Consider the following 25818-nt stretch of genomic DNA (forward strand, 5'->3'; position numbering starts at 1 on the left):
ACGCTTGTCTCGCCGCAGGGCTTTATAGAACCGTTTTACCCCATCAATCTATGCAGGAACTGTGAAAAATGTGCCCGTCTCCGGGCATTGGCTTTAGTTGTGGTGACGTCCTTAGGTGGTGAACCGTGGGGGGAGGACGGATGCGGGGCTGACAGCTCCCTTTATATTAGGGGTGGATCCGGCTATGACGACGCACAAGTCTATGATGATGATTGTGACCATGATCATGGTCCTGTCCATGATAGCCGTGGAAACTTTCGCGGTGATGAAAAGATTCCCCCTGTTCTTCCACAGGGTCCACATGGACTTGTACTGTGGATAGATGGTCAATATCATGTTGAAGCCGATGAATGACATTCTTAGCGATTTGATGTGCATCTTTCACGGAAAGATTTGAGTTAACCGTGATGCTGATGTCAGCCAAAACTTCATGACCAAACCAACGAGCCTTGACGTCATTGACCTTCAGGACACCGGATACGCTCGCAGCGGAAGCGGCCATTGCGTCAATCTTCTCCGGTTCGATACCGTCGAGGATTCTGGTCAACACCGTTTTGGCGGAATCTTTGACAATAAGAAGAATCATGAGAGTGATACCGAGACCCACAATTGGGTCGACGATGGGATAACCCAGCCATGCACCGACCACCCCAATGAGCACGGCTAAAGAAGTAAGGCCGTCCACCCTCGCGTGATGACCATCGGCAATCAGGGCTGCACTCCCGATCTTCTTGCCCATGCGGATGCGGTAGACAGCGACCATCTCATTTCCCAAAAAACCGATGACTGATGCCAGCGCAACAACTCCCAAATGGTTGATCGAAGAACTGTGGATGAGTTTTAGAACTGATTCGTAGGCTGCAACGATGGCGCTCACCAGAATGACCAGGACAATGAACAAACCGGCAATGTCCTCAGTGCGGTTTAACCCATACGGAAATCGCCTTGTAGGCAGGCGGCGACTCAAGATGAATGCGAACCAAAGCGGGATGGAGGTGAATGCATCTCCAAAGTTATGAATTGTGTCTGCCAGCAGCGCGACACTGCCCGACAGCGCCACAAAGGCGGCTTGCACGATGCCTGTCACAAGGAGACCCACAAACGAAATCATCAAAACTCTGGTCGCTTCTTTGTCTTGAACGATACTGCTGTCTACACCACGATGTGTGTGGCTGTGTCCTCCGTCATGGTGGTGAGAGTGACCGTGTCCGAACCCCATTCCGTCCCTCTCCTATCGAATATAATGATCCAAGGCATTGCGCAAGTCGCCCAACACCTTGTTCAAGTCGTCTTCGTGGCCAGCTGCGGCCACACACACCTCCAGATGGTCCTTCAAAATCACCTTGGCCACCCCATCAAGAGCCTTCTGAACGGCGGCGATTTGGATTAACAAATCCGAGCAGTCCCTGTCATCCTGCGCCATCTCTTTAATGGCCCGAACATGACCCTCAATCCGTGCCAATCGGTTGATCACTTGCTTTCGATATTTGTGTAAATGATGTCCCATGGCAGACGCCTCCATGACCCTGAATATAACCCCCCCAGGGGGATATGTCAACCACCGGATCACACCCCAACGCCCAGAGGCAAAATGGGCAACCGCCGCATAGGGTGGAGCAGGAGGGAGAGGAGCGATGAAAGGAGTCAAACGGAAACGAAGATGGTGGGCGGCCCTGGTGGCGGTGGCGCTTGCAGTTTTGGTTGCCGGATGTGGGGCCACAGGCACAGTGCCCGGGGCGCCGGGGCCGGCGCCCGGAGGGGGCGATGCCCTAGGGGCCCAGACCCAGACCATTCGATTCTCCGAGGTGATCCGGTCGATTTTTTACGCACCCCATTATGTGGCACTGGCCAAGGGGTTTTTTCAACAACAAGGGCTCAAGGTGGACATGGTGACTTCCCAAGGTTCGGATAAGGGAGCGGCGGCCCTCCTTGCGGGGACGGCGGATATCTCCCTGATCGGCCCGGAAACCTCCGTCTACATTTACAACCAGCACGGGGAAAAGAGCATCAAGGCTTTTTATCAACTGACCGGAGTGGATGGGTCATTCCTGGTGGGGCGGCCGACGTCGAAACCTTTCCGTTGGCAGGATTTAAACGGCAAGACGATCATCAGTTGGCGGCCCGGCAGTTCTCCGCAGATGGTTCTGAACCATGTGTTGGCCGAACAGGGCGTGCATGGCGCAAAGGTCATCACCAATATCGCCCCCCAGGCCATGGTGGGGGCGTTCCGCAGCGGGCAGGGGGACTATATTCAGGTTTATGAACCCCTGGCTTCGATGTTGGAACAACAGGGGGTCGGAAAAGTGGTGGCTTCCCTGGGCGAAGCCGGCGGATCGTATCCTGAGACGGCCTATGAAGCAACGGACGCGTACGTTCACGCTCACCCCGACGTGATTCAAAAATGGTGCACGGCAGTGCACCAGGCCACTCGGTGGATCGAAAGCCACAGCCCCGCCGAAGTGGCGGACGTGATCGCTCCGTATTTTGAAGGCACGCCGAAAGACCTGATTGCACAATCGGTCCAGCGCTACGAACAACAACACACCTGGCCGGACAATCCAGTCCTGACGGAGGCACAGTTCGGGATTCTGCAAAATGTCCTCGTCGAAGCCGGGACGATCAAAGCGGATCAAAAGGTTTCATACAACGCCGTGGTGGAGACCCGGTTCGCCCAAAAAGCGGCGGGCGGCCAATGAATGGCACAGAGCAAAGGCATGTCAGGGGTGGTCGCGGGACGGCTTTTCTGCGGCCCTGGGGCCCCCCTGGCCGGGGCACGGGAGAGGGGACCCGCCCAACGGCGGCCCCGGGTATCACCGGAAGGAGGGGGTGCCGATGGCGCAGATTGAGGTGCGCGGTGTGTCTCACCGATATTTTACCATGAAAGAAGAAACCGAGGCTCTGCGGAATGTGAATCTTCAGGTGGAAACCGGAGAATTCGTCAGCATCGTGGGGCCGAGCGGCTGCGGGAAGAGTACACTGTTGTCACTTCTGGCTGGGATGATCCGGCCGACCCAGGGGGAGGTGCGCCTGTTCGGCGAGCTTCTCACCGGGCCCTCCCGACGGGTGGGATATATGTTGCAAAACGACTCTTTGTTCGAATGGCGGGACGTTCTCCACAACGTCCTCATCGGCGCCGAGGTGCGCGGGCTCGACCGGGAGCCGGCCCGGCGGCGGGCGCTGGAACTACTTGAACGCTATGGCCTCGGCGGTTTTGTCGGCCACGCGCCCAAGCAGCTATCAGGAGGGATGCGCCAGCGGGTGGCTCTCATCCGGACCCTGTTGCTCGACCCAGATATTTTGCTTCTCGATGAGCCGTTTTCGGCGCTGGATTATCAAACCCGCCTCAGTCTTGGGGATGAGGTGGCCGGTATTTTGCGCGACCAGGGAAAGACGGTGGTTTTGGTGACTCACGATATTGCCGAGGCGATCACTATGGCGGACCGCGTGGTGGTGATGTCCAGGCGGCCGGCGACGATTACCGCGGAGCACCCGGTGCGGTACGCGGCCGGGCGGCTTCCTCCTACGGCTCTGCGAAAAGAACCGGAGTTTTCCCGGTACTTTAACCGCGTGTGGGAGGAGTTGAAAGATCATGTCCGGGTTTGAGCAGTTTGGGGAGTTGGAGGAAAGCGCCCCTCCTGCTCGCCTTTTTTTCGCGGCTTGGTGCTGTCAACGTCTAAGTAGGGTTGCTATTTATGTACCATGAAAATAGACCACAGTCAACAGGGGAACAGGAGCGGTCACAACAGGGCGGCGGAATGTGATTCTTTGGCCCCTGTCGGAGGCAGAGAGTGATCGACGCTATATATCCTGTGGATAACCTAAGAATCCGTTTTTTAGACACCACATAAAGCCACCATGCGAATTCCGAAGTATGAGCGAGAAAGAAAGAGAGATACACGGATTTTTTGGATTTTCGTTCGAAAGCCGGATTTTATCTACGACCGAACAACCTCTAGTATAACTGTGAACATTTCCTCGGGGGTGATAGTCTCAGGTAGGATTTCAGCCCATGCTGTCGAATTTTAGAGTTTGGGAGGTGAAAACATGACTGGACTCACGAAGCTGGAGGTCCTGCGCCGCGCCCGTGGCTGGACGCAGACGGACGTTTCACAAATGATCGGCGTGTCGGGCGGCCTCATTTCGCACATCGAAAGGCGTGTCCGCTCGAGCTATCCCAAACTGCGCAAGGCGTTGGCGGAGCTGTACGGGGTGTCGGAATCCACCTTGTTCGACGACCTCGGCATGGCCAAGGAAGTGGACCCCGCAGGTCTCGAGCGGCTGGTGGGGTGAACAAAAAACAACCCCCGGGATGCTGGCCCGGGGACTAGGAGGATGATTGATCGCATGGAAATCGTACAACTGCAAACGGACATGGCCCACCGCCGGACCAAACGCGAGGCAGTGTGGCGCTATCTCACCGACCACATGGGGGAATGGGTAGACGCCCACGTGTTCACGCATCCCTCTATCGGCGGGAGCGAAGGCCTGCGGCGGCTCAGGGAGATCCGCGCATCCCTGCCGCCTTATTGGCGCATCGAAATGAGGCGCAAGCCTGGCCCCAACGGAGAACGATTCCACGAGCGCCAATATCGCTTGGCACGCACGGACAACCCCTCCGCCAAAGACTGCGGCTGAGATCATCGGGCGCATCATGGCCTCCCTGTGCCTACAGGCAGGTATGGCCGTGGTGTGCCCTTGGCTTTGGGCCGGAGCACCCGCCCTTGGGCGATTTTCATGTACCACGGTGGGGCATCTAATATCACATCTAATACATTACACGAATTCGATTAGATGGTCAACACGAAAACGTGTATTTTGTACCCGAAAAATTGAGGTGATGATCATGGCTATCACGCCCTTAACATACATCAAGCACGCCCTTTCCATCATCCCGCTCGAACCCAAGGGCAAGCGCCCGCTCATCAGGTGGGAGCCGTTTCAGCATAAGCGCCCGACATGGGAGCAAGTCATGCGCTGGTCCCAGGATCATCCCGGGTGCAACTGGGCGATTGTGACGGGGGCGGTCAGCGGAGTGGTGGTCCTGGACCTGGACACCCCCGAGGCCGCCCAGGAGATCAAGCAGAAAGGCGTTGAGGCCGTCGGCCCTGTGGTCAAGACCGGTAAGGGGTGGCATCTGTATTTCCGGCATCCCGGGCATCCCGTACAGAACGCCGTGAAGCTTCTCCCCGGCGTGGACGTTCGGGGTGACGGGGGGTACGTGGCGGCCCCGCCGTCCGTGCATCCAAGCGGGGCGGCGTACCAATGGGTGCGGGGGCGCTCCATCCTGGAGATCGAGCCCCCGCCTCTCCCTGAGTGGGTGGAGGAACTGCTGAACCAGCCGCAGGAGCCCGCAAGGGGTGTCAGCATCCAACTGGAGGGCATTGGCGACGACATCGAGCGCATAGCCCTTGGTGTAGGGCAAGGGGAGCGCAACCAGGCCGCCGCCCGGCTGGCCGGGTATCTGTTCTCTTTCCGCCGGATGAACCCAAACGTGGCGGCGGCTCTCTTGGAGGCATGGAACCTGACCAACCGCCCTCCCCTGCCCTTGCGGGAGCTTCACAGGACGATAAACAGCATTGCCAAACGCCAAGCGCGGAAGGAGATGGGGGCGTGAACATGGACGGAAGCAACGCACTGACTGGCCTGATCGAGTTGCAGAACGCAAGGCGTCTCCGGGCGGCCCGGGAGGACTTCGCGGACGGGACGGAACGGGCGGCGGTGCCTTTCAAGACCGAGACCGTGGAGCCGTTCCCGGTGGACGTGTTCCCTTCCTCCCTGGCCCGCTTTGTGGCCGAGGGCGCGGCGTCCCTGAACTGCCCTCCCGACTTCATCGGGGTGCCCATGCTTTCAGTGGCCGGGGCGCTCATCGGGACAAGCAACGTCATCCGCCCGAAGCCAGACCGGACGGAGTACGCCCGTATCTGGACAATCGTGGTGGGCAACCCGGGGAGTGCGAAGACCCCGGCGCTGGAAACCGTCTTGGAACCCCTTCATTCGATCCAGGCGGAGTTAAAAGACCGCTTTGATCTTGCCGAGGCCGCTTATGAGGACGCCATGACCCGCTGGGCGCAGGACAGGAAGCAACCGAGGCCGCAACCGCCGGTGATGGAGCAGATTTACACAACGGACACCACGATTGAAGCCCTGGCTGAACTCCTGTCCCGAAACCAAAGGGGGCTGCTCATCTACCAGGAAGAGGCCGCCGGGTGGGTGTTGAGCATGAACCAGTACAAGGGCGGCAAGGGATCGGACAAGCAGAACGCCCTGTCCCTCTGGAGCGGGGCTCCCATTGTGGGAAACCGCAAGGGGAAACAAGCCATATACGTTCCCAAGCCGTTCGTCGGCTTCACCGGCGGCATTCAGCCCGATGTCCTGGCCCAGTTGAGGAATGAGATGTCGGAGGCTGACGGCTTCATTCACCGCTTCCTGATCGTTCAGCCCGACCGGGTGCAGAAACGGAGGACGGACGCCATCCTGTCCTCCGAGGCCAAAGAGTCATGGAGCAAGGCATGCCAGGCACTCAGGGACCTTCAGCCCGCCGAGAACGGCCCCTATCCGTTCGCATTCTCTCCGGATGGACTGGAAGCATGGAACGCATGGCAAGACGACCACTACGCGGAGCAGAACACCGAGGACTTCCCGGAATATCTTGAAGGTCCCTGGGCGAAGATCGATGCATACGCCCTGCGCCTCGCCCTGGTGGTTCACCTTCTCAGGGCGGTGGCCGGAGAGATCCCGGACGACGCCGATGTAGACGCCGAGACCATGCGCCGGGTGGACAAGCTCATTCGGTACTTCAAAAGCCACGCCCGCCGAGTGTATGGCCAACTCCGGGAGACCCCCGAAGATCGCAAGGTGAGGCAGGCGGTGGCGTGGCTGGAGAAGAGAGGCGGGGAGGCGACCATCCGTGACCTAGTACGTTACAAGGTGGCAGGGACCAAGACAGCCGACGACGCCGAAGCCCTGGCCAACCTGCTTATCAAGCGCGGCCATGCGACCAAGGTAACGGATTCGCGAACTACCAAAATTCAACTGGTAATGGAAGAGAAAGAACCTGATTCTAGTTTATAAATCCACTCGACACTCGACACAAGCCCGATTTTCTCAGTCATATCAAGGGATTAGAGGCGATTTACGTACTCGACAAATCACTCGACACTACTCGACACTTTACCAATAAATGTTAGGAACTGTCGAGTAGTGTCGACTTAAGTGTCGAGTGCAAAAAAAAGGCCGAAACCCCTTGTGGCACAAGGCATTAAAGGCTATGTGTCGAGTGTCGAGTAAGAAAATGAATGAGAGCCCAAAGGTGCTGGAAATTCATCCATGATGGAGGGGGAGGTTATCCCGATGGACAAGCCCAAGCGGTTGGCCCCGATGAAGACCATTCATGAGATCGAGCTTCCCGAGAAGTCTAAAGCAATCCCCACGGGCAAGCCCAAGCGACTGGCTCCCTTAAAGACGATCTATGACCTCGGGTACCAGGAGGGGAGCCACCAAGAGGCAAGCCTGCCCCCGGCTTTGGTGCCCATGGAGCCCGCTGTGGCCTCACAGGAGCCCGTGAAGGCCCCCGCCTATGTGGTCACTGCGGACGGCTCCCCGGTGGCCTCCCTGGGGAGCATGGCGGAGGCCCTGGAGGCCCTGGCCGCCGTCGTCCGCTCCACTCCCTCGCGCCCTGGCCATACGGTGCGGATCGAGATTCGGGACGCCGCCGGGAAGCCCCTGCGAATCTGCTATCTGCCGCGTGGCAGGGGGTGAGATCATGAGAAGGACGACCGCAACCCCCGCCCTCCGCAAGCATGTCTACCAGTGCCCGAAATGCCGGGCGGCAAGGACCGTCGAGACCATGGGCCGCGTGGTCCTGGCCCCCGTCTGTCCCCGCTGTGGCCTGCGCATGAAGCCGATGGGCGGCGGGGGCGGTGGTGACGCGGCGTGACGGGCAACCGCCGAAAGGGGGTGTGGCACGTGGTTATTTGGGTGCTGGCCGCCGTCCTGCTCTTCGCCGGGGCATATTCGGCTGTCCTGTATGGCTGGCATGACGCCGGGCGGGACTGAAGCGACCAACTGGCCCCCCTAAAAAGGACATACCCTCCAGAGCCCCAGAATCGCCCGTAGAGGCGTCGAATGCCGGGGGTGGCTATCATACCATTACCGTGCACGAAAAAGGCGCTTAAAATGGCTCCTAGGAGGCCGTTTTGGAGGGCGTCGGCAGAATCGACGCCCTTTCGTTAGGGTGCTGACACTGGCAGTACCATTGCGGTGGCTTCAGTTGAACTGAACCCCTACCAGGGGTGGCGGAGGTGGACCACGTGACCAAAGCGGACAGAAGCCGACAACTGAGCATTGAGCAACTGAACGCGATTGACATGCTGGTGCAGGGCAAGAGCGACCGGGAGGTTGCCGAGGCCGTCGGTGTGGCCCGGCAGACCGTGACGGAGTGGAGGAACCGCAATCCCGCGTTCATGGCGGAACTGAACCGACGGCGGCAGGAGGTATGGGGCGCTCAGGCCGAGAGGCTCAGGCACTTGGTGGCCCGCGCCGTGGACGTGCTGGAGCAGGACCTTGAGCAGACCGATGACCCGAAGCTTCGGCAGTCGGCGGCGGTGCACATCCTGCGGTGCGTTGGTTTGTACGGTGCCAACCTGGAGCCGACCGGCCCGACGGACCCCGAGGACATCGAAAGGCGAGAGGCGGAAGACCGGCTTATTCGCGACATCCTGCGGGTGGGGTGAGTTATCACCGTGATGACTGTACTCATGGTGATGACTGTTCACATGGTGATGACTGTTCACACGGTATTAACCCTGGAGCGGTACGCATAGCCGTAACGAATCGCCGTCAAGCGTAACAAGGGTAACAAGCTGGCCGGGGAGCGGAACAAGGCGCACACAAAAACAACCCCATGCACTGGGGACGGCGGGGGTGGCCTTATGAAGCTGGCGAAGGAGAAGCGGCGGGAGATTGTCAGGGCCCTGAAGTTGTACCGTTTGTATGTGCAGGCGGGCGTCCATCCGGGGTACGAGCCACGAATCACGCCCGCTTATTCCCTGGCCCCCAGCGGAGAGACGAACGTTGTGCAGGATTCGACCGGCGACACTGCCCAGCGCAACACAGACGGCGAGCGCGAACGCCGGGAGCACGTGGAGAGGGTGCACCGGGCCCTTGAAGCGCTCAAGCCGATGGAGCGGCGGATCATCGAATGCGCGTATTTCCGGGACATGACGACGATTGAGATCTGCGAGGAACTGGCGATCTGCGAACGAACCGCCCACCGGACGAAGGCTACCGCCCTGGTGAAGCTGGCCATTGTGTTTGGTCTCCTGACCCCGGAGGAAGAGCGGGAGGCGGCGGAGGTGCTGTAACCTAAGAATTCCTAAGCCGCACGTGCATCGAACGTGCAAGGCACGTGATGCGCACGTGCAGTTTCGGACATCCGCCGGACCTCTCGAGGACCTCCCGAGGACACACGACGCGCATCTTGGCGCTGATGTGCGGCATTGTGCGGCCTTTTGCGGTGCTCTGCGGCGGCGGGAACTTCCCGGAGTTTCCCGGAATTTCCGGGAATCGCCCGGAAAGCAGTCAGACCCCGCCAACCTGAGCCGGTGGCCGGAACAGCATTCCGCTCATCCTCATCCTGAGCAGTGGCCGGACCCCCGCCGAGCCCCACGGGGACCCACGGGGTAGACGACAAGAGGCCGGGACAGTTCCCGGCCCATGATAACAAATGCTAACATGCTAAGGTATGCTAAGTTTTGTTAAGCCCTTCGCCTCTCCGCGTACTCACGGCTCAGGCGCTCATGGAGCCGGACAGCATCCCGCAGGAGCGCCTGCACTCCCGCTTCCCCTTCCAGGGCGCGGACGACGATGGCCTTCTCCGTGCCCGAGACCTCCACCACGTCCGCCCAAAAGTCGGTGTCCGCCTCGGAGACGAGCATCGGCGTGGCCGTCTCATAGCTCCAGGCCGGGTACAGGTTGTCGGCGAGAGCAATGCCGGGTAGCGGCTCAAGGCCCACGACGATGGGCCGCCCTCCGAATCGGCGCTCGTAGATGGCGTATCTCATTGCGAGACCCCCTCTGCGCTCATCGGGTGCTCGATCGGCTCCCAACCGTTCCCCGTCCACGCCCATGCTTCCCCCATCTGTGGCGGCTCCATGTCGGAAAACGACTCCCAGGATTCGAGCCACGAGTAGCCCGGAGCGGGGTGCCAAACGAAGGATTCGACGCAGAAAGTCACGTCCCCCGCCCGGAACTGGGTGAACCACGACGTTCCATGTCCGCACGAATCCTCATGCTCGTCCCGCCAACAGGCGACCGGCTGAGGCTTCTCCGGGACTTCAAGCGTCTCCGCCGGTACGGTGTCCCTGTTTCGGTGGCCGCCCTCCACGCGGACGAACCAACGCCCGTTTGTCTGGTATGCGATCATCCGCCTTGCCCTCCCCTCTTGATTCACCACGTCCGCCGCCGGTGAACGTCTTCCAGCCACGGGACGAGGACCGTATCTTTCCACTGCCGGAGCTCCATGACCCGCCGTCCCTTGGTCTTATCGAACGGGGACAGCCGGGACACGTCCTTGACCTGCCTGACGAACCATGCGATGGCTTCCGCCGGTGACAGCGCGGTGATGTCCGGGAACTCAGTCACGGGAAGCCCTCCCCGATGACAGCATCTCAGCCAGCGCATTGAGCCCTTGACCCCGCAAGTCTCGGATGAATGATCGGAGGAGCGAATCACCGGCGTGGTACTCCCCGGAGAACACAGGGCGTTTGAAGACCGGGTAGAAGTTGCCGTCGTCGTCCCGGTAAGCGGGTGTCTCGTAGTCCACTCTGATTGTCGCCGCATCGGCGTCCCCGCCGACGGTGAGCCAGTAGATTCCCCCGCTCTTGTCCCTGACCATGAACATCTGAGGCGTGCTCATCGTTTCACCTTCCTTGCCCGAAGCATGCTCATGCCCGTCCAATGGTCATTGGGCCGCAGGCCGCGCATCTTGCAATACTGCCTTTTGGCGTCCCGGCTGTCATAGGCCCAAAAAGGGTACCACGGCCCGTTTGGAGACTTGACCTCGTAGAGGCACTTCACTTTCATGTCACTTCACCTTCCTCGCCCGGGTGCGCTGGGGCAGGAGGTTGGCCACGGGGGACGCGACGGCGTGCTGTTCGTGGAGATCGGCATCGGCCAGGGCGATGTAGCGCCGCGTCATGGTGATATCGGCGTGTCCCAGCTGGCGCTGGAGGGCGAAGACATGGCCGCCCCCCCGCAAGAACATGACGGCAGAACTGTGGCGAAGCATGTACGGCGTGACTCGGGCACCGAGCTTGCGCCCATATTGGCGCATTATTCGCGACCAGCTTTCCTCTGCCAACTTGCGGCCAGAGGCGGAGGCAAAGACGGGGACGCTGTCATCCCAGTCGGCTGGGCGGACACTTAGAAGCTTGCGAATGGCCTTCGCTGTCTGCGGACTGATGACGACCGTCCTGGAGACTCGCGCCTTAGCCACATGGGCAGGTATGGTAATTTCCAGTGAGGCAAGGTTCAGGTCTCGCGGCGTTAGCTGAAGCGCCTCACCTGGGCGCACTCCGCTGTCCAACTGAAACAGCATCAAAGCGTAGTCCCGGACCCCCACGAAAGCGCTCTGGTTTGGCAATCTCAGGAGCTTCGATAGGATGTCATCGGGCAGGTGACGTGGCGTTTGATCCTCGCGGCGTTGCTTGATCCCCTTGGTCGGATTCCCAGAGACAAGCCCTTCGTCGGCGGCCCAATTGAAAAACGAGCGCAACACTCGAAGCTGTTGGTTATGATAGCTGGCGGCTAACCCCCGGATGTCCGTGAAGTGTTGCAGGACGGCCCGACGGAGGCGGTCGGCGTCCGGCCAGGCGCTCTGAGCTTCGGGGCGGCGGAAAAAGGCCCCGACAATTCTCCGATAGTCCCGAACGGTGTAATGTGACCGCCCTTCGGCTCGCTTGAATAGGATGAATGTCGAGAGCGATTCTTGCCATGTCTGCATGCAGGTCCCTCCTAACGGCTTGTGTACTGCGTCAACAGCGTCCAAGTACCGGCGAAAAAAGTCCGGACCCCAGCGAGGCGGCAGGCCCGGGAATCCAAGGCACGGCTCTGCGAAAAGAACCGGAGTTTTCCCGGTACTTTAACCGCGTGTGGGAGGAGTTGAAAGATCATGTCTGGGTTTGAGCAGTTTGGGGAGTTGGATGAAAAAGGATGGGGCGGGATGGCGGAGAATCCGGCGGCGACCCGGGCTGTGCCCAGTGCGGCCTATCGGGCTTACCTGCGGTGGCAACGGGGACGAATTCGCCGCATCCGAGCGGGGCGGTGGCTGCTGCTCCTGGTGGTGCTGGGGATTTGGGAGCTTGCGGCCAGGCTGCACTGGGTCGATCCCATGTTGACCAGCATGCCGTCCCAGATCGCCACCAGTTTCTGTGCCTTGGCCGGGCAGGGGCAAATCGGTTATCACACCTGGGTGACGGTCCAGGAGACACTGGGGGGATTCGTCTTGTCCATGGCGGTGGGCGGGTTGGCCGCAGTGGTCCTGTGGTGGTCTTCGTTCCTCTCCAAGGTGCTGGAGCCGTACCTCGTCGTCCTCAATGCACTGCCCAAAGTGGCAATGGGGCCGATTTTTTATATTTGGCTGGGGGACCGAAATTCTATCTATGGGATGGCGGTGGCCATTTCCATTGTGGTGACGGTCCTGATGCTGGAGTCCGGCTTCCGGGAGGCCGGCCGGGACAAATTGAAGTTGATGGAGTCCCTGGGGGCAACGAGATGGCAGATGTTCAAGCTCGTCGTCCTCCCGGCTTCGGTTCCCAGTCTGGTGGCGACCATGAAGGTCAACATCGGGTTGACGTTGGTCGGCGTGATCATGGGGGAGTTCCTCTCTTCCAAGGCGGGGCTCGGGTTCCTGATTCTCTATGGCGGCCAAGTGTTCCAAATGAATCTCGTGATGACCAGCATTGCGCTTCTGGTCATCGTCTCCATCGTGTTGTATGGCCTGATTGTTGTGGCGGGGCGTCTGCTGCAGAAGCGATACCGTTTTGAGTGAAAGCGGGCAAGAGAAACGTGATAGAAACTTGGGGCGGTCGCGCGGGCCGCCCTTTCACGCGGCGTCATGGGGAGAATAAACTCGACAAAACTGAGGCAAAATCTGGGATGTTCGATGACAATATGTCCCGGGTAGTGGTTTTTTTCCTCGCTTTTTGAAATACTGAAAGAGGAACCTGATGTCCCAACAGGGAGGGGAGCCTCATGAAAGAGAACGTTGGGAAAGTGGACCGCATCGTTCGAGCCGTGATTGGAATCGTTTTGTTGGCACTGTTGTTCATCTTGCCGGGCAATGCCAAGTATATCGGTCTTATCGGCATCATTCCCTTGTTCACGGCGGTGGCGAAATGGTGTCCCCTGTATTCGTTGTTTGGCATCAACACCTGTCGGCGGGTGAATCGGTAGGTGGACGGCTGAAACGATCATGCGAGCAGGAGAATGTGCGGAAAAGGCGGGCGATGGGGCCCGCCTTTTTGCGTTCCTCCCCATTGCCAACATGGCCGGGAGGTTGAATTTCTCGATCTCGCTGCTGGTTCTCCTACGGTGTCTACTCGAAGGTCATGATCGCCGTCATCCACCACGCGAATACGACAGCCGGAGAGATGGCGCGACCTGTCGACTTCGGGAAGCGGATCATTTCTTCAGGCAGGGTGACGGCAATCATGCCGAAAGATTCCGTTTGCCCGAAGCCCTGAATGAGAACAGCTTTCGGAAACCACCGCAGTACCGCCTCTGGGCGAAGGCGAGTTCTCCCTCGCCGGACCCGGGGCCTATGAACGGGCGGCTTTCGCTCTGGAGACGCTTAGCAAACGGTATGAGCGCTTTTATAACGGCCGGGACGAAAATCGCTACGATCCCGAGGGGATGACGACCCAAGCGGAGGCGGTGGCCCTGTTGTTGGGGGCCCGGAGCAAAGGTGGCCCGGTGACGGGCCTGGCAGCCGGTCAGATTCCATCTTCCGGCACGCATTGGGCTATAATGTCTGTTGGAGGTGTCGGAGTTGGAGCAAACAAAACTTGGCCGTTCGAACATCCAAGTCAGCCGAATCGGGTTGGGAACCTGGGCGATCGGCGGATGGATGTGGGGTGGAACGGACGAACAAGAATCCATACGGACCATTCTGCGGGCGCTGGAACTGGGGATCAACCTGATCGACACCGCTCCCGCCTACGGGGCGGGCTTGTCGGAGGAGATCGTGGGGAAGGCCGTGAAACAGTACGGCCATCGGGAAGACGTGGTCATCGCCACGAAGGTCGGCCTTGAACTGCTGCCTGGTGGCGGGGTCCGGCGAAATGCGACCAAACAGGCGCTCCAGAAGGAGCTCGATGATTCCCTGCGCCGACTGCAGACCGATTACATCGACCTCTACCAGGTGCACTGGCCGGATCCCCTCGTGCCCGTCGCGGAAATCGCTGATACCCTTCACGACATGTTAAAAGCGGGCAAGATCCGAGCCGTGGGTGTGAGCAATTTTTCACCCGCCCAGATGGAGGAATGGCTATCTGTGGCACCCCTTCACACCGCCCAGCCCCCTTACAATATTTTTGAGCGGGAGATCGAAAAGGACGTTCTCCCGTTCTGTCGGGAGCACGGGATCGCCACCTTGATGTACGGGAGTTTGTGCCGGGGGCTGCTCACGGGCAAAATGAAACGGGAGACCACCTTCCAGGGGGACGATCTGCGCAAGACGGATCCGAAGTTTCAGCAGCCCCGCTATGATCAATACCTCTCAGCGGTGGAGCAAATCTCGGCCATTGCCCGGGAGTACAACAAGACGATGCCCCAGTTCTCCGTTCGCTGGGTGCTCGATCAGCCGGGGGCGTCGGTGGCCCTGTGGGGGGCGCGGCACCCCGAACAATTGGCCGATGTGCCCGGGGTGGACGGATGGCACATCCGGGCGCAAGATTTGAAACGGGTGGACGAGATCCTCGAGAGGAGCGTCACCGATCCGGTGGGGCCGGAGTTTATGGCTCCGCCGTCCAGGTAATCCGTTCACGTGGAAGGGACCAGTTTCGGCCGGTCCCTTTCGCATGTTGCCCGGCATACGTGTTGTTGCCCGGCATGGGCGTTGACCAGGTGGAATCCAGCCCGATGAGCCGGATACGCACAGTATTCGGGCGGATGACGGGCAAATCGGCGATTGCTATACTGGGAATAGACAGAACTATTTTTTCTGGTCGTTTATTGGGAACAGGAGCGTGGGCGAGATGGGGCGTTGGAGGAGGCGGGCGGTGGCCGCGGTGTTGGGGACGGGGTTGATCGCCGCGGGTGCAGCGGGCGGAGAGGTGGAAGCGGCCGGGGCAGATACCGCAAGTTCCCCCAGGGGAGCTGTGGCGGGTGCCGGAGCGGCGCCGGTGTCTGAAACGGCGGTGCCAACCGGTGCACCGGCGAGGGATACTTCGCCCGGGCAGGAGCCGGAAGCGGCCAAGGTTTTGGCGGAATTGCACGTCGATGTCACCGGGGACGATTTCCCGGATACCGTGGATCTGATGGGCCGGCCCCTCATGGCCGGGAGCCCCATGCTGGGCGATTTTGTCCTGACGATGACCCACGGGGTGGGGGGCACGAAAATCATCCTGCCCCTGGGTCCGAAAAATTTTGTCGGCCTGGAGCCCGTCTTGTATCCAGTGGACATTCCAGGGCAGCGGGGTTCCGGAGTTCTCGTTTCTAGTGCGCCCGGCATGGGCGTTGACTGGGTGGTGAAAGTCCACTGCAGGCGAGGCAGCACGAGTCTGCTAGCCAAAGGCAAGGGTGTCCATCGTGAGGTGGGATCCGAAGGAAGCTGGAGGCAAACCCACGGCCCGATGAACAAGAACCTCATACGAGGCTACGCCGTTCGGATGAGCTGGCAAGACACAGCGAAATCCAAAGGCTGCCAAAGGGCGGCGGAGTATATGAGGCGGGCGCGGGGGGAAGGTCAACGCTCTTACCCGGGGAGGCCTGCCGGATACGCCAGGGGACTGGCAACCCGGATCGAGAGGTTCGGTTGAACCGGCAGGAGTCAGCAGAGGGCATAGTACCCAGGAGGTCATGAACTCCGGGGGAAGGCCCGAACATCAAGACAGAGGTGAAACCGGTGCGTTCGCGAGAAGGACGAAGACAGCCGAAAACCCTGAACAGGGACTACCCACGGGAGGAAGTGGTGAAGCCACGGGGGACCGTGGGAGAGCCGAGCCCTTCTCCGGCACAAAGCGGAGCTTCACCTCGCGGAGAACAAGGTGACGGCCTGATGGAGAAGGTGGTGGCCAGGCAGAACATGCTGGCCGCCCTGAAGCGGGTGGAGCAGAACAAGGGTGCCCCCGGCGTGGACGGCATTCCCACGGAAAACCTCCGGGAACAGATCCGAGCCGAGTGGCCGCGCATCCGGGAAGAGCTGCTCACGGGGATCTACCGACCGCAGCCCGTGCGCCGGGTCGAAATCCCGAAACCCGGGGGAGGCAAGCGGATGCTGGGGATCCCCACCGTGATGGACCGCCTGATCCAGCAGGCACTTCTGCAGGTGCTGACGCCCATCTTTGACCCGCAATTTTCGGAGGCCAGCTACGGGTTCCGACCCGGAAGAAGGGCACACGAGGCGGTCAAGAAGGCGAGGCAGTATGTGGAAGAAGGATACGAATGGGCCGTGGACATGGACCTGGAAAAGTTCTTTGACCGAGTGAATCATGACATCCTGATGGCCCGGGTAGCCCGGAGGGTCACGGACAAACGAGTGCTCAAGGTCATTCGCCGGTACCTCCAGGCAGGGATCATGGTGAACGGAGTGGTCATGGAAAGAGAGGAAGGGACACCACAGGGCGGGCCGCTGAGTCCCCTGTTGGCGAATATCCTTCTGGATGACCTGGACAAAGAACTGGAAAAGAGAGGTCACAAGTTCGTCCGGTATGCGGATGATGCTAACATCTACGTTCGAAGCAAACGGGCGGGGGAGAGAGTCCTGGCCAGTGTCCGGACATTCCTGCAGGAGCGGCTAAGACTCAAACTCAACGAGCAGAAGAGCACGGTGGACCGACCGTGGAAACTGAAGTTTCTGGGATTCAGCATGTACAAACGCAAAGCCGGGGAAATCCGCATTCGCTTGGCCAGACAGTCGATCGAGCGGGTCAAGGCCAAGATCCGAACCCTCACGGCGAGGAACACACCGATCGCCATGGAGGAACGCATCCGGCGGCTGAACACGTATCTGGGCGGATGGATGGGATACTTTGCCCTGGCGGAGACGCCGAGCACCTTCGAAGAAATCGAAGGATGGATCCGGCGGAGGCTGCGGATGTGTCTCTGGAAACAGTGGAAACGGGTACGGACGCGATACCGTGAACTGCGCGCGCTAGGGCTGCCGGAGTGGGTCGTTCATCAATTTGCCAATGCCCGCAAAGGACCGTGGCGGATGGCCCATGGGCCGATGAATCGAGCCTTGGGGAACGCCTATTGGCAGGCCCAAGGACTCATGAGCTTAACCGAACGTTACCGAAGGCTTCGTCAATCTTGGTGAACCGCCGGATGCGGACCCGCATGTCCGGTGGTGTGAGAGGACGGGGGCTAGCCGCCCCCTCCTACTCGATTTGGAAACGGGGGCAGTGGAGGCACCCGGACGAGCCTTCTCGTGTCCTTTGCGGAGGGCGTCGCCCGGGAGGTGGTTCCCAGGGAGGAACTGAATGCGGGACTGCAGGCGAAAATTGAGTATCTGGACGGCTTCAAGGCGCGGCTCACAGAGCCCCGAACCGGCCGATCGGTCACCCTTGACCTCCGGGACCGCAAAACCGATTACCTTCGGTTGGGGATTTTCGACCAAAATGGCAAATTGCTGAAGCCGGTGTCGGGGTTTGTGGATGGATACAGCGTCTTCGTGCCGGCGCGGCAGCCGGATGGACACCAAGTTTTTGAGGGCAGGCAGACGCTCTCCGGCGCCTACCGTTCCGACGGTTTGGCGGTGTTGTCCTCCACCTGGGCCCTCCAAGACGGCAAGCTCGAACTGCGGGATGTCCGGTTTTTGACGGTGGGCCCGAAAGCTGCGGCGGCGGACCCCTCCCTGGACAACCAGCCCGCTCCAAAGTATCCGGTGGGAAGCGAATTTTCTGAGCCCGGCACGTGGCCTCCCGAGACGATCCTGGATTCCCGCTACGCCGACATGGATGGAGACGGGGTGCGGGATTCTGTGTTGCTGCTCGGCACCCGGCGGCCGGACAACGGTGCCATGTGGTGGAATATTTCCCCGGCGGTGGTGGACGGGGCGACGGGGGCATCCCATATTTTTAGACTCGACGGAGAAGACCAAGGGTACTCCCCCCTGCTCTGGGTCGGTCCTCTCGGGGAAGCCGGGCAGAAAGTGATTTTGGCGAGCATTGAGACCGGCGGCAGTGGAGGGACCTCCTATTATAGCTTGTGGACCGTGAAGGACGGGCTATTACATCCGGTTATCGATACCGCCGTCCTCAGTGACGGGGTCGGCAAAGAAGCGTCGGTGCGGTTTTTGCCCGGCTTTCTGGCCGAGCTTCGCATTCCGTCGGTTCACGTTCAATGGACCTTCGACGTGAGCGATCGCAAAGACGAGTACATCGCTCTGGGGCTTTACAATGACCAGGGTCGGCTTTTGAAAAATCAAGAGGGCTGGGTGGATCCGCTGTCTTCCTTGACTCCGGTGGATGAGAACGGGGATGGCGTCTATGATGCCCTCATCGGCAAGCAGGCGATTGCAGGGGCGGCCCACGTGGACCGGCTGGGCACGGCGGTGTCGCGCTGGGTGTTGTCGGGGGGTCAGCTCACTTTGCAGTCGGTGCGGGTGGAGCCCACACCCCCTGCCCCCGGGGCGTAAAGCAGAGCCCAACTGGCCGCCGGCGATCTTGGGTTCGGATCGCCGGCGGCCCTGGCTCAGTATCCCCGTTTGGTGAGCACCAGCCCGCTGATGCCCCCGACAAAGGCGAAAATGATGAGGTACGGAAAGCCGATGGCAAAGGAGATTCCTAGAATATAAGTGCCCACGGCGGCGATGATGTTCTCCAGACCGTTCAGGAGACCCGCTCCGATGCCGACGTTGCGGCTGGGAAACATCCGTTGCAGGGAACTCCAGATGGTGGGCAGGACCACACCGTTCATGGCCGCAGAAATGGAAATGAGGATCATGGCCAGCGTCAGGTCGGCGGCCCGGGTACCGAGCCATAAGCCCAAACCGGCAATCAGGGTACCGATGCCGGCGAAAATCGAGCGCTTCATGAGCTTGTCGCTGGTCAGTGCCGTGATGATCATAAACAAGGTCATCAGAATATACGGCAGCATGTACCAGAACCCGGTCATGTGCAGGTCGATGTGCCGCACTTTGATCAGGTAGTTCGGTAGCCAGAAGGTGATCCCGTAAAAGACCGTGGCCATCCCGGACCAGTTGATCAGCAGCAGCCAGAAATCCCCTTTGCGCAGCACGTCGCCGATGGTGACCGATTCCCCGACACTTTCCGTCTCCGCTTCGGCGCCTGCGCGGATATAGGCCACTTCCGACTCGGAGACAAATCGACTTTGCTCCGGCCGGTCTTTCGCCACCCACCAAATGAGCGGGACCACGATCACCAGTCCGATGATCCCCATCACATAAAAGGGCACCCTCCACGACCCGGAACTGAGGATCAACCAGGTCACCAGCGGGCCCGTGATGATGGGCCCCACGGTGAGTCCGAACTCCCAGAACATGTTTGCCCGGGCGCGCTCGGCAGGTGGAAACCACGTCTTGACCCATTTGGAGTTCATGGGCCAATGCATCCCTTCCCCGAGGCCGAGCAGGACCCGGGAGAGCACCAGGGCCACGGAACTCCATACCGCTCCGGTAAACAGGGTCATGACCGACCACCAAACCAACGCGATCAGTGCCACTTTGCGGGGGCCCAGGCGATCTCCGAGATAGCCGCCGAAGATATTGGCCAGGCCGTAGGAGAACAGAAACAAACTGTTGGCCAGGGCCAGGGCCGCGGCGGTGACCACGCCGTTTTTGACCATCTCCGGTCCGGCGATGGAGATGTTGGTGCGATCGATGTACGAAATGAGTAGAAGAATCCAGAGGGCGATGGCAAACCACCAGCGGAACCGAGTGGTCGGTCGGTCCAGGGCGCCGATACCACTCCACGAACTTGGATGAGCCATACGAAAACTCCTTCCTGACCTGCCGATGGTTCACGACAGGAAAATCATACGCCGATCCTGGGGACTCTATTCCAGGTTGAGGAGGCATAGACATAAGGTGTCCCGGTGATCAGACAACATTATCATAAGAATTGTGCGCGCCCCGTGTCAATCATTGATGTGTGGAAAAGCACCCGGACACGAGGACCGCCTGGATCCGGCTTCCATCGCGCAATGATTGAGGCAAAGGCGTATGGCCACCTGGCGCAGCCACGGTTTACAGGGCCTCCCGCGTTGAAATCGGTCCAAATTGCGGCATGAGCCGATGAACGTTTCCTGGGTCAGGTTCAGGGCATCGTCTCGGTTCCCGCTCAATCGGCGGCGTAAGGCGTACACGTATTTTTCGTAGAGATTCATCAACTCCCGGTATCCCTCTTCATCTCCGTTGCGGCAGAGGAGGATCAGCCGGCGGTCTTCGTCGGCGGCCATCCGGTCGCGCTTTCTTTTCCCGATCCCACCCTCACGATACCCGGATGTTGGGCGGCAGTTTTCAGCCCGACCCATTGCCCGGCGAAAAAATTTCCCCGGCAATCGAGAGGCCGGGGTTTTCGCGTTGGTCGCCATGACCTGGTGGAGCACTTGGAAAATCCCGCATCGCCCATGGACGACCGGGCCGGACGGTGCGAAAAGTCAGTTTCTATCGCCCTCTCCGATGCTTGGAAGGGAAAAATCTAACTTCCGAAGAATATCCCTCATGAGGTGAGGAGTGTTGCTCCGCGGCAGAAAGCCGCGGCCCCGTTGAAATAGATGATTCTCCCGATACACGTTCCGGGTCTGCCGGCGGGCGGCCGTCTGATACCCCCGTCCCGAAGGGCTGTTCAACCCCTTTATTGACACTTCAAATGGAATATTGTACCTTGTTTGCAAGAGAGTTTCGTCAACCGATGCGGCCGGGGGTGCCGTGCCGGGAAAGGGGTCTGGGTTACCGGTCTGAAGACCGGTGCTTCGATGCCGTGACCCGGCGGCGGAAGGCCGGCAGTGGGGAGTTCCGGGCCGGGAGCCGGCGGCGGGAAGCCGGCGGTGGGCCGGGGCGTTTCCGGCCCGGTGCGGCGATCGGAGGCGGGAGACCACCAGGGCGATCGGAGGCGGGGTGACGACCATAGGCCGACGATTGAGCAGAGCTCCGACGTCGGTGGGCGCCCGCGGGAATCGGGAGCCGCCGGGTCTTGGCCGGGACGGGGGGATCGGGATGATCGAAGCGGACAACTATCGGGTGCTGCAAAGAGAAATCCGGCGGCGGATCGGGGTGGAACGCTATCTCCTCGACCAGCTTCGGGAGGAGATCCGGCCGCTCAAACACCAGGTCAGGCAGATTCAGCCCCGCACGACGACGTCCATCTCCCTGGTGGGGACGGACGGGGGCGACAACCGCCTACACTTCGATCCCTTCCTCGTGCAATTGATCCGGGTGGTGGATTCCTCCAACAACGGATACTGCCTGGAAGCCGTGACGCCCACCACCAGCGTGGCGGAGCTGAGCGCCAAACAGTTCCGGGGCCGCGAACCGGCCACTCCCCTCGGCGAGATGATGGCCGCCCTCGGGGTGCGCCACCTGTCGGAGCTCAGCCCCATGATCCGGGAATCCGCTCCGGGCCGGCCGGTCAGCCCATCCTGGATCCAGGTCTACCGGGAGTTGACCGAATGGGCGGTCCTCTTCTCCATCCTCCGCACGAAAGATTTTGCCGCCGACACCCTCGTTGTCTACGACGGACTGCTTCGCAGCAAAGTTTTCGCCAAGGGATTTTTCCGCCGGCTTCTCGGGGAGATCGAGGACGCCGTGGAGATCCGCGCTCGAAAGTCCAGGCGCAAGATCTACCTGGCCGGGGTTGCCAAAAAGAGCAAAGTGCTCGACCGGTACCGGTTGGCCATGGCTCTCGAACAGGTGCTGACCACGGACTACCCCGCCTATGTCGAGGTGCCCCGGGAGATGGAAGAAAAAGCGTACGTGTGGCCCGAGTACGCCCAGGGGGACGACCGGACCGGGGGTGGCGGGGAAACAGAGAACATCATGGTCGGAGGCAAGATGTTTTTCGTCAAATTCGGCTCCGGGCGTCGGGATCCCGTCTGGCCGGTGGACATTTTTCTCCCCCAGGTCCCGGAGGCGCCGGTGGTGCTGGGGTTTCTGCTCGCCGACGCCGTGGAAGGTTTCCCGATCCCCCTTTATCCCCGCTGTTTGCAGAAGGCGCACGAACACGCCGCCCTCGTCGATTTTGACATCGCCGTGCTGCAGGACCAGATTTTCGAAGGAATCCGGGAGACCCTGGGTCCGGAAGCGGAGGTCCTTGACGCCTTTCGCCTCCGGGACGGCGATCCGGCCCGGCTCCGCTACGGGAGGGATTGAGGGTGGCGGCGCTTCGCCTGTTTCCCGATGAGCAGGTGGTGGGGGTGTTCCGCGGCTTCCGGGAGGGTGGAATGGAATTTCACGCGGACCTCGTGCTGCCGTACCGGAATGATTTTCAAAATATTCCCATGCACGGGCAGTTCCTGCTGGTCCAACTGGAGACGCCCGAGGAGGCGGTGCTCGGGCGGATCACCTCCCTGTCGGCGGAGGGGCGGCTGACGGCCGGGGCCGGGGAAGAGTTCAACATCCGGGCGGTGCGCGAGGACCGGCCGATCCCCGAGGATCTGCGCGAACAGTATTTGCGCTACCGGGTGAACATCCGGGTGCTGGGGGTGCTGCGGCAGCGGGCCGGCGACAGGCTCGTCTTTGTGCCCTCCCACCGGCGCCTGCCCCACGTGGGCAGCAGAGTGGCCTTTCCGTCGCCGGAGGTGCTGCGGGAGATCGCCGGACACAACGCCCCGGGGGCCCCGATCGGCCACCTGGCCCTGGGCGAGTACATCTACGCCGCCGGATCCCGGTACGTCCGCGAGGAGGACTGGATGCAGATCCGGGAGCCCGAGGTGCTCGTCAAATTTCCCGTCGAAAATCTGGTCTCCCGGCGATCGTTTATTTTCGCCCGGGCGGGATTCGGCAAATCGAACTTGAACAAATTGCTTTTCAGCATGTTGTACCGGGAGACGCCGACGGTGGAGAAGCGCGGCGGCCGGCGGGTGCCGGTGGGGACGCTCATCTTCGACCCGGAAGGCGAATATTTTTGGCCGGACGACAAGGGGCGGCCCGGCTTGTGCGATGTGCCGCGCCTGCAGGACAAGCTGGTGGTTTTCAGCGAGCGCCAGCCCCCCAGTCCTTTTTACGGCTCCTTTGTGGCGGGTGGGGTCAGGCTTGATATTCGCAGACTTCAGCCCTCCGACGTGGTCGGTCTGGCCCTCAGCCCCGAACGGCAAGAACAGCAAAATGTGCGGAAGCTGAAGGGGCTGCCCTGGGACCGGTGGGTGCGCCTGGTCAATCTGATTCACCAGGACGGCAATCAGGCCGATCTCAAGGAAATTCAGAAACTTCTTCAACTGGACGCCAATCAGGAGGTGGAGGCCCAGGCCGCCCGGGCGAACATGACGGCCATCGTCCGGACGATCCACGACCCGAACAGCCGGTTGCTCGACATGCTCCTCCGGGCCCTGTCGGATGGAAAACTGTGCATCGTGGATCTGTCCCAAATGCGGGGCGGTCAGTCGATGATCCTCTCGGGCTTGATTCTTCACCGGGTTTTCGAGCACAACCAAAAGGAGTTCACCGAGGCCGAACCGCGCACCATTCCCACCATTGCCGTGGTGGAGGAGGCCCAGGCGGTTCTCGACGAGCGCTCATCGGCCGCCGAGCCCTACATCGCCTGGGTGAAAGAGGGGCGCAAATACGATCTGGGAATGCTGATGGTCACCCAGCAGCCCGGGAGCATTTCCACGGAGATTTTGAGCCAGGGTGATAACTGGTTCATCTTCCACCTGCTGTCCGCCGCCGACCTCACCACCCTGCGCAAAGCGAATTCCCACTTCAGTGAGGATCTGTTGTCGTCATTGCTCAACGAACCGATCCGAGGCCAGGGGGTCTTCTGGAGCTCGGTGAGCGGGAATCCGTATCCGATTCCCATCCGGGTGCTCTCGTTTGAAGGGCTGTACAGCCCACGGGATCCCGGCTTCGATCAGCTGCCGGTCCCGACCTATGCCGCGAAGCTCAGGCAGTGGTTTGCTCATCCGCCGGAGTTTGGGGAGGAAGAGATCGAGGCGGGCGAAGGCCGGCGAGAGGAAAATGCGAAGGATTATTTGGAGGTCCTACACAAGCGGACTTTCGAAGCTCTTCGCAGTGCGGGCCGGCTGATTTCCCGCATGAAGGATCAGGGAGTGCCATGGTGGGAGGTCCAAAAGGTGTTGAAAGAGGCGCTGCCTCAGGATATGGATGAGGAGGAGCGCCATCAGTATGCGTTCAAGCTCGTACCTCTGGCGATGAATACAGTATTTGGGGCGGAGGGACAGAGCTGGGGGACCCGAAGGGAAAACGGGAAGACCTTTGTGTTTTTGAAAACCGGGGAGGAGACGGCCTCGTGAACGGCGAAGCGGACGGCACCGTTTTGGACAACACGACGGAGGGGTTGGCACATACCGCCCTCAACGGCATCGCGCCGTATTTTACCATGTTTCCCCTGTCGTTCCCGTACGCCATTCTGAAAGAGCGGGCCCGGGAGGGCGAATGGGTGCTGGATCCCTTTTGCGGCCGGGGCACGACCAATTATGCCGCCCGGCTCCTGGGGCTGCCCTCGGTGGGAATCGACAGCAGTCCGGTGGCCGTGGCCCTGTCCGAGGCCAAGCTGGTCAACACGACGCCCGAACGGGTGATCCGGGCGGCGGAGGAGATTCTGGAAGAGGTGCCGGTGCCGGCGGAGGTGCCGGAGGGGGAGTTCTGGGAGTGGGCCTTTGACACGGAGGTGCTGGCGGTGGTGTGCCGCCTGCGGGAGGGGCTGCTCGCCAACTGCCGGTCCCACGCCCGCAAGGCTCTGCGCGCCCTCCTGCTCGGTGCTCTCCACGGGCCGCGGGGAAAAACGAAACGGACGTATTTTTCGAACCAGTGCCAGCGGACCTATGCGCCCAAACCCAACTATGCGGTGACCTTTTGGAAACGGAGGGATCTGCGTCCGGAGCCGGTGGACGTGCTGGGGATCATCCGGGAGCGGGCGGACCGCTATTTCGGCGGGGAGCGGACCCGCGGTCGGGGCAAAATTTTGCGGGGCGACAGCCGGGAGGAGGCGGTGTACCGCCGGTTTCCCGCCGGGGCGTCCGGGGCGATCCGGTGGGTCGTCACCTCGCCTCCTTATTATGGAATGAATACATATTTGCCCGATCAGTGGTTGCGGCTGTGGTTTCTCGGGGGGGCGCCCGAGGTGGCCTACGGGGCCGAGGGGCAGATCCGCCACTCCAGTCCCGGGGAGTTTGCTGCCCAGATCCGGCGGGTGTGGATGCGGGTCGGGCAGGTGTGCGCTCCCGGGGCCCAGCTCGTCTTCCGGTTCGGCGGGATCCGGTCGCGGAAGGCGGATCCCCTGGAGATCGTTCGCCTTTCCCTGGAGGGCACCGGCTGGCGGCTGACGGAGCTGCGCCCGGCGGGGACGGCGGACGCCGGGCGCCGGCAGGCCCTGCACATCGCCCGGACCGACCGGGCGAAGGAGGAGACGGATGTGTTCGCCCGGTGGGAGGGGTGAGGGTTCCCCTTGGCCGTTTAAGGAA

Annotated in this window: 28 protein-coding genes; 19 read left to right on the forward strand and 9 right to left on the reverse strand. The window is 60.8% G+C overall.

Annotated elements, in window-relative coordinates; genetic code table 11:
* Positions 1–166: 166 nt before the first annotated feature.
* Together CVV65_RS02110 and CVV65_RS02115 are read right to left on the reverse strand one after the other, a co-directional pair.
* Complete coding sequence (locus CVV65_RS02110) at positions 167–1219, reverse strand: cation diffusion facilitator family transporter (protein WP_100666741.1); 1053 nt, start codon at positions 1217–1219, stop codon at positions 167–169.
* A 12-nt stretch (positions 1220–1231) separates the two neighbouring features.
* Positions 1232–1507, reverse strand: coding sequence for a metal-sensing transcriptional repressor (locus CVV65_RS02115; RefSeq protein ID WP_100666742.1), 276 nt, complete (start codon positions 1505–1507; stop codon positions 1232–1234).
* A gap of 127 nt (positions 1508–1634) precedes the next feature.
* Here CVV65_RS02115 and CVV65_RS02120 point away from each other — a divergent pair, with 127 nt between their 5' ends.
* The 10 genes from CVV65_RS02120 (at position 1635) to CVV65_RS02160 (ending at position 9362) form a co-directional block, all read left to right on the forward strand.
* Entirely contained in the window at positions 1635–2696 is a 1062-nt protein-coding gene (locus CVV65_RS02120; protein ID WP_100666743.1) for an ABC transporter substrate-binding protein, read from the forward strand.
* Positions 2697–2832: 136 nt separating this feature from the next.
* Positions 2833–3603, forward strand: a complete 771-nt coding sequence (locus tag CVV65_RS02125; protein WP_100666744.1) for an ABC transporter ATP-binding protein — start codon at positions 2833–2835, stop codon at positions 3601–3603.
* 441 nt (positions 3604–4044) lie between these two features.
* On the forward strand, positions 4045–4290 hold the full coding sequence (locus CVV65_RS02130; protein ID WP_100666745.1) for a helix-turn-helix domain-containing protein: 246 nt from the start codon (positions 4045–4047) through the stop codon (positions 4288–4290).
* Between the two features lie 42 nt (positions 4291–4332).
* Positions 4333–4635, forward strand: coding sequence for a hypothetical protein (locus CVV65_RS02135; RefSeq protein ID WP_133121192.1), 303 nt, complete (start codon positions 4333–4335; stop codon positions 4633–4635).
* A gap of 208 nt (positions 4636–4843) precedes the next feature.
* Entirely contained in the window at positions 4844–5614 is a 771-nt protein-coding gene (locus CVV65_RS02140) for a bifunctional DNA primase/polymerase (RefSeq protein WP_198592088.1), read from the forward strand.
* Positions 5615–5616: 2 nt separating this feature from the next.
* The gene (locus CVV65_RS02145; RefSeq protein ID WP_232796747.1) at positions 5617–7071 is read left to right on the forward strand and encodes a YfjI family protein; all 1455 of its coding nucleotides are present in this window, start codon (positions 5617–5619) and stop codon (positions 7069–7071) included.
* Positions 7072–7350: 279 nt separating this feature from the next.
* Positions 7351–7758, forward strand: a complete 408-nt coding sequence (locus tag CVV65_RS02150; RefSeq protein WP_133121193.1) for a hypothetical protein — start codon at positions 7351–7353, stop codon at positions 7756–7758.
* A 4-nt stretch (positions 7759–7762) separates the two neighbouring features.
* Positions 7763–7936: a hypothetical protein gene (locus CVV65_RS16665; protein WP_157935343.1), complete on the forward strand. Its 174-nt coding sequence runs from the start codon at positions 7763–7765 to the stop codon at positions 7934–7936.
* Between the two features lie 364 nt (positions 7937–8300).
* Positions 8301–8732 (forward strand): phBC6A51 family helix-turn-helix protein, encoded by a 432-nt coding sequence (locus CVV65_RS02155; RefSeq protein ID WP_100666750.1) that lies wholly within the window; start codon positions 8301–8303, stop codon positions 8730–8732.
* 198 nt (positions 8733–8930) lie between these two features.
* Positions 8931–9362: an ArpU family phage packaging/lysis transcriptional regulator gene (locus CVV65_RS02160; RefSeq protein ID WP_100666751.1), complete on the forward strand. Its 432-nt coding sequence runs from the start codon at positions 8931–8933 to the stop codon at positions 9360–9362.
* Between the two features lie 393 nt (positions 9363–9755).
* Here CVV65_RS02160 and CVV65_RS02165 read toward each other — a convergent pair whose 3' ends face one another.
* The 5 genes from CVV65_RS02165 to CVV65_RS02185 form a co-directional block, all read right to left on the reverse strand.
* Complete coding sequence (locus tag CVV65_RS02165) at positions 9756–10061, reverse strand: hypothetical protein (RefSeq protein ID WP_100666752.1); 306 nt, start codon at positions 10059–10061, stop codon at positions 9756–9758.
* Positions 10058–10423 (reverse strand): hypothetical protein, encoded by a 366-nt coding sequence (locus CVV65_RS02170; RefSeq protein WP_100666753.1) that lies wholly within the window; start codon positions 10421–10423, stop codon positions 10058–10060. The genes CVV65_RS02165 and CVV65_RS02170 overlap by 4 nt, the downstream gene beginning before the upstream one ends.
* Positions 10424–10446: 23 nt before the next feature.
* Positions 10447–10641, reverse strand: coding sequence for a hypothetical protein (locus tag CVV65_RS02175; RefSeq protein WP_232796685.1), 195 nt, complete (start codon positions 10639–10641; stop codon positions 10447–10449).
* Positions 10634–10915, reverse strand: coding sequence for a hypothetical protein (locus CVV65_RS02180; RefSeq protein WP_100666755.1), 282 nt, complete (start codon positions 10913–10915; stop codon positions 10634–10636). The genes CVV65_RS02175 and CVV65_RS02180 overlap by 8 nt, the downstream gene beginning before the upstream one ends.
* A gap of 168 nt (positions 10916–11083) precedes the next feature.
* Positions 11084–12001, reverse strand: coding sequence for a tyrosine-type recombinase/integrase (locus tag CVV65_RS02185; protein WP_100666756.1), 918 nt, complete (start codon positions 11999–12001; stop codon positions 11084–11086).
* Between the two features lie 168 nt (positions 12002–12169).
* On the opposite strand from CVV65_RS02185, the gene CVV65_RS02195 reads away from it, so the two are divergent.
* From CVV65_RS02195 to CVV65_RS02220, 6 genes are all read left to right on the forward strand, one after another.
* A complete protein-coding gene (locus CVV65_RS02195; RefSeq protein ID WP_100666757.1) occupies positions 12170–13048 on the forward strand; it encodes an ABC transporter permease in 879 nt (292 codons plus the stop codon).
* A 203-nt stretch (positions 13049–13251) separates the two neighbouring features.
* Entirely contained in the window at positions 13252–13452 is a 201-nt protein-coding gene (locus CVV65_RS02200) for a YgaP family membrane protein (RefSeq protein WP_100666758.1), read from the forward strand.
* Between the two features lie 595 nt (positions 13453–14047).
* Positions 14048–15034, forward strand: coding sequence for an aldo/keto reductase (locus tag CVV65_RS02205; protein WP_100666759.1), 987 nt, complete (start codon positions 14048–14050; stop codon positions 15032–15034).
* Between the two features lie 220 nt (positions 15035–15254).
* Complete coding sequence (locus tag CVV65_RS02210) at positions 15255–16037, forward strand: hypothetical protein (RefSeq protein WP_133121194.1); 783 nt, start codon at positions 15255–15257, stop codon at positions 16035–16037.
* An 86-nt stretch (positions 16038–16123) separates the two neighbouring features.
* The gene (gene ltrA / locus CVV65_RS02215; RefSeq protein WP_198592060.1) at positions 16124–17536 is read left to right on the forward strand and encodes a group II intron reverse transcriptase/maturase; all 1413 of its coding nucleotides are present in this window, start codon (positions 16124–16126) and stop codon (positions 17534–17536) included.
* 111 nt (positions 17537–17647) lie between these two features.
* Entirely contained in the window at positions 17648–18856 is a 1209-nt protein-coding gene (locus tag CVV65_RS02220) for a hypothetical protein (protein ID WP_100666762.1), read from the forward strand.
* Positions 18857–18912: 56 nt separating this feature from the next.
* On the opposite strand, the gene CVV65_RS02225 is transcribed toward CVV65_RS02220, so the two are convergent.
* Complete coding sequence (locus CVV65_RS02225) at positions 18913–20169, reverse strand: MFS transporter (RefSeq protein WP_100666763.1); 1257 nt, start codon at positions 20167–20169, stop codon at positions 18913–18915.
* A gap of 147 nt (positions 20170–20316) precedes the next feature.
* Positions 20317–20637 carry an RNA polymerase sigma factor gene (locus tag CVV65_RS02230; RefSeq protein ID WP_100669112.1) on the reverse strand — a complete coding sequence of 107 codons (321 nt, stop codon included), beginning with the start codon at positions 20635–20637 and terminating at the stop codon, positions 20317–20319.
* Between the two features lie 511 nt (positions 20638–21148).
* Here CVV65_RS02230 and CVV65_RS02240 point away from each other — a divergent pair.
* The 3 genes from CVV65_RS02240 to CVV65_RS02250 are packed head-to-tail and all read left to right on the forward strand — an operon-like array spanning position 21149 to position 25793.
* Positions 21149–22549, forward strand: a complete 1401-nt coding sequence (locus CVV65_RS02240) for a hypothetical protein (protein WP_198592090.1) — start codon at positions 21149–21151, stop codon at positions 22547–22549.
* Positions 22550–22551: 2 nt separating this feature from the next.
* Positions 22552–24648, forward strand: a complete 2097-nt coding sequence (locus CVV65_RS02245) for an ATP-binding protein (protein WP_100666765.1) — start codon at positions 22552–22554, stop codon at positions 24646–24648.
* Complete coding sequence (locus CVV65_RS02250; RefSeq protein ID WP_198592091.1) at positions 24645–25793, forward strand: DNA methyltransferase; 1149 nt, start codon at positions 24645–24647, stop codon at positions 25791–25793. The genes CVV65_RS02245 and CVV65_RS02250 overlap by 4 nt, the downstream gene beginning before the upstream one ends.
* The last annotated feature ends 25 nt before the right edge of the window (positions 25794–25818 follow it).

Source organism: Kyrpidia spormannii, assembly GCF_002804065.1.
Classification (GTDB): Bacteria; Bacillota; Bacilli; order Kyrpidiales; family Kyrpidiaceae; genus Kyrpidia; species Kyrpidia spormannii.

Coding starts and splice junctions, on each gene's coding strand:
- CVV65_RS02110 (WP_100666741.1), bottom strand. CDS start 1,219: ATGGGGTTCGGACACGGTCACTCTCACCACCATGACGGAGGACACAGC.
- CVV65_RS02115 (WP_100666742.1), bottom strand. CDS start 1,507: ATGGGACATCATTTACACAAATATCGAAAGCAAGTGATCAACCGATTG.
- CVV65_RS02120 (WP_100666743.1), top strand. CDS start 1,635: ATGAAAGGAGTCAAACGGAAACGAAGATGGTGGGCGGCCCTGGTGGCG.
- CVV65_RS02125 (WP_100666744.1), top strand. CDS start 2,833: ATGGCGCAGATTGAGGTGCGCGGTGTGTCTCACCGATATTTTACCATG.
- CVV65_RS02130 (WP_100666745.1), top strand. CDS start 4,045: ATGACTGGACTCACGAAGCTGGAGGTCCTGCGCCGCGCCCGTGGCTGG.
- CVV65_RS02135 (WP_133121192.1), top strand. CDS start 4,333: ATGATTGATCGCATGGAAATCGTACAACTGCAAACGGACATGGCCCAC.
- CVV65_RS02140 (WP_198592088.1), top strand. CDS start 4,844: ATGGCTATCACGCCCTTAACATACATCAAGCACGCCCTTTCCATCATC.
- CVV65_RS02145 (WP_232796747.1), top strand. CDS start 5,617: ATGGACGGAAGCAACGCACTGACTGGCCTGATCGAGTTGCAGAACGCA.
- CVV65_RS02150 (WP_133121193.1), top strand. CDS start 7,351: ATGGACAAGCCCAAGCGGTTGGCCCCGATGAAGACCATTCATGAGATC.
- CVV65_RS16665 (WP_157935343.1), top strand. CDS start 7,763: ATGAGAAGGACGACCGCAACCCCCGCCCTCCGCAAGCATGTCTACCAG.
- CVV65_RS02160 (WP_100666751.1), top strand. CDS start 8,931: ATGAAGCTGGCGAAGGAGAAGCGGCGGGAGATTGTCAGGGCCCTGAAG.
- CVV65_RS02165 (WP_100666752.1), bottom strand. CDS start 10,061: ATGAGATACGCCATCTACGAGCGCCGATTCGGAGGGCGGCCCATCGTC.
- CVV65_RS02170 (WP_100666753.1), bottom strand. CDS start 10,423: ATGATCGCATACCAGACAAACGGGCGTTGGTTCGTCCGCGTGGAGGGC.
- CVV65_RS02180 (WP_100666755.1), bottom strand. CDS start 10,915: ATGAGCACGCCTCAGATGTTCATGGTCAGGGACAAGAGCGGGGGAATC.
- CVV65_RS02185 (WP_100666756.1), bottom strand. CDS start 12,001: ATGCAGACATGGCAAGAATCGCTCTCGACATTCATCCTATTCAAGCGA.
- CVV65_RS02195 (WP_100666757.1), top strand. CDS start 12,170: ATGTCTGGGTTTGAGCAGTTTGGGGAGTTGGATGAAAAAGGATGGGGC.
- CVV65_RS02200 (WP_100666758.1), top strand. CDS start 13,252: ATGAAAGAGAACGTTGGGAAAGTGGACCGCATCGTTCGAGCCGTGATT.
- CVV65_RS02210 (WP_133121194.1), top strand. CDS start 15,255: ATGGGGCGTTGGAGGAGGCGGGCGGTGGCCGCGGTGTTGGGGACGGGG.
- CVV65_RS02225 (WP_100666763.1), bottom strand. CDS start 20,169: ATGGCTCATCCAAGTTCGTGGAGTGGTATCGGCGCCCTGGACCGACCG.
- CVV65_RS02230 (WP_100669112.1), bottom strand. CDS start 20,637: ATGGCCGCCGACGAAGACCGCCGGCTGATCCTCCTCTGCCGCAACGGA.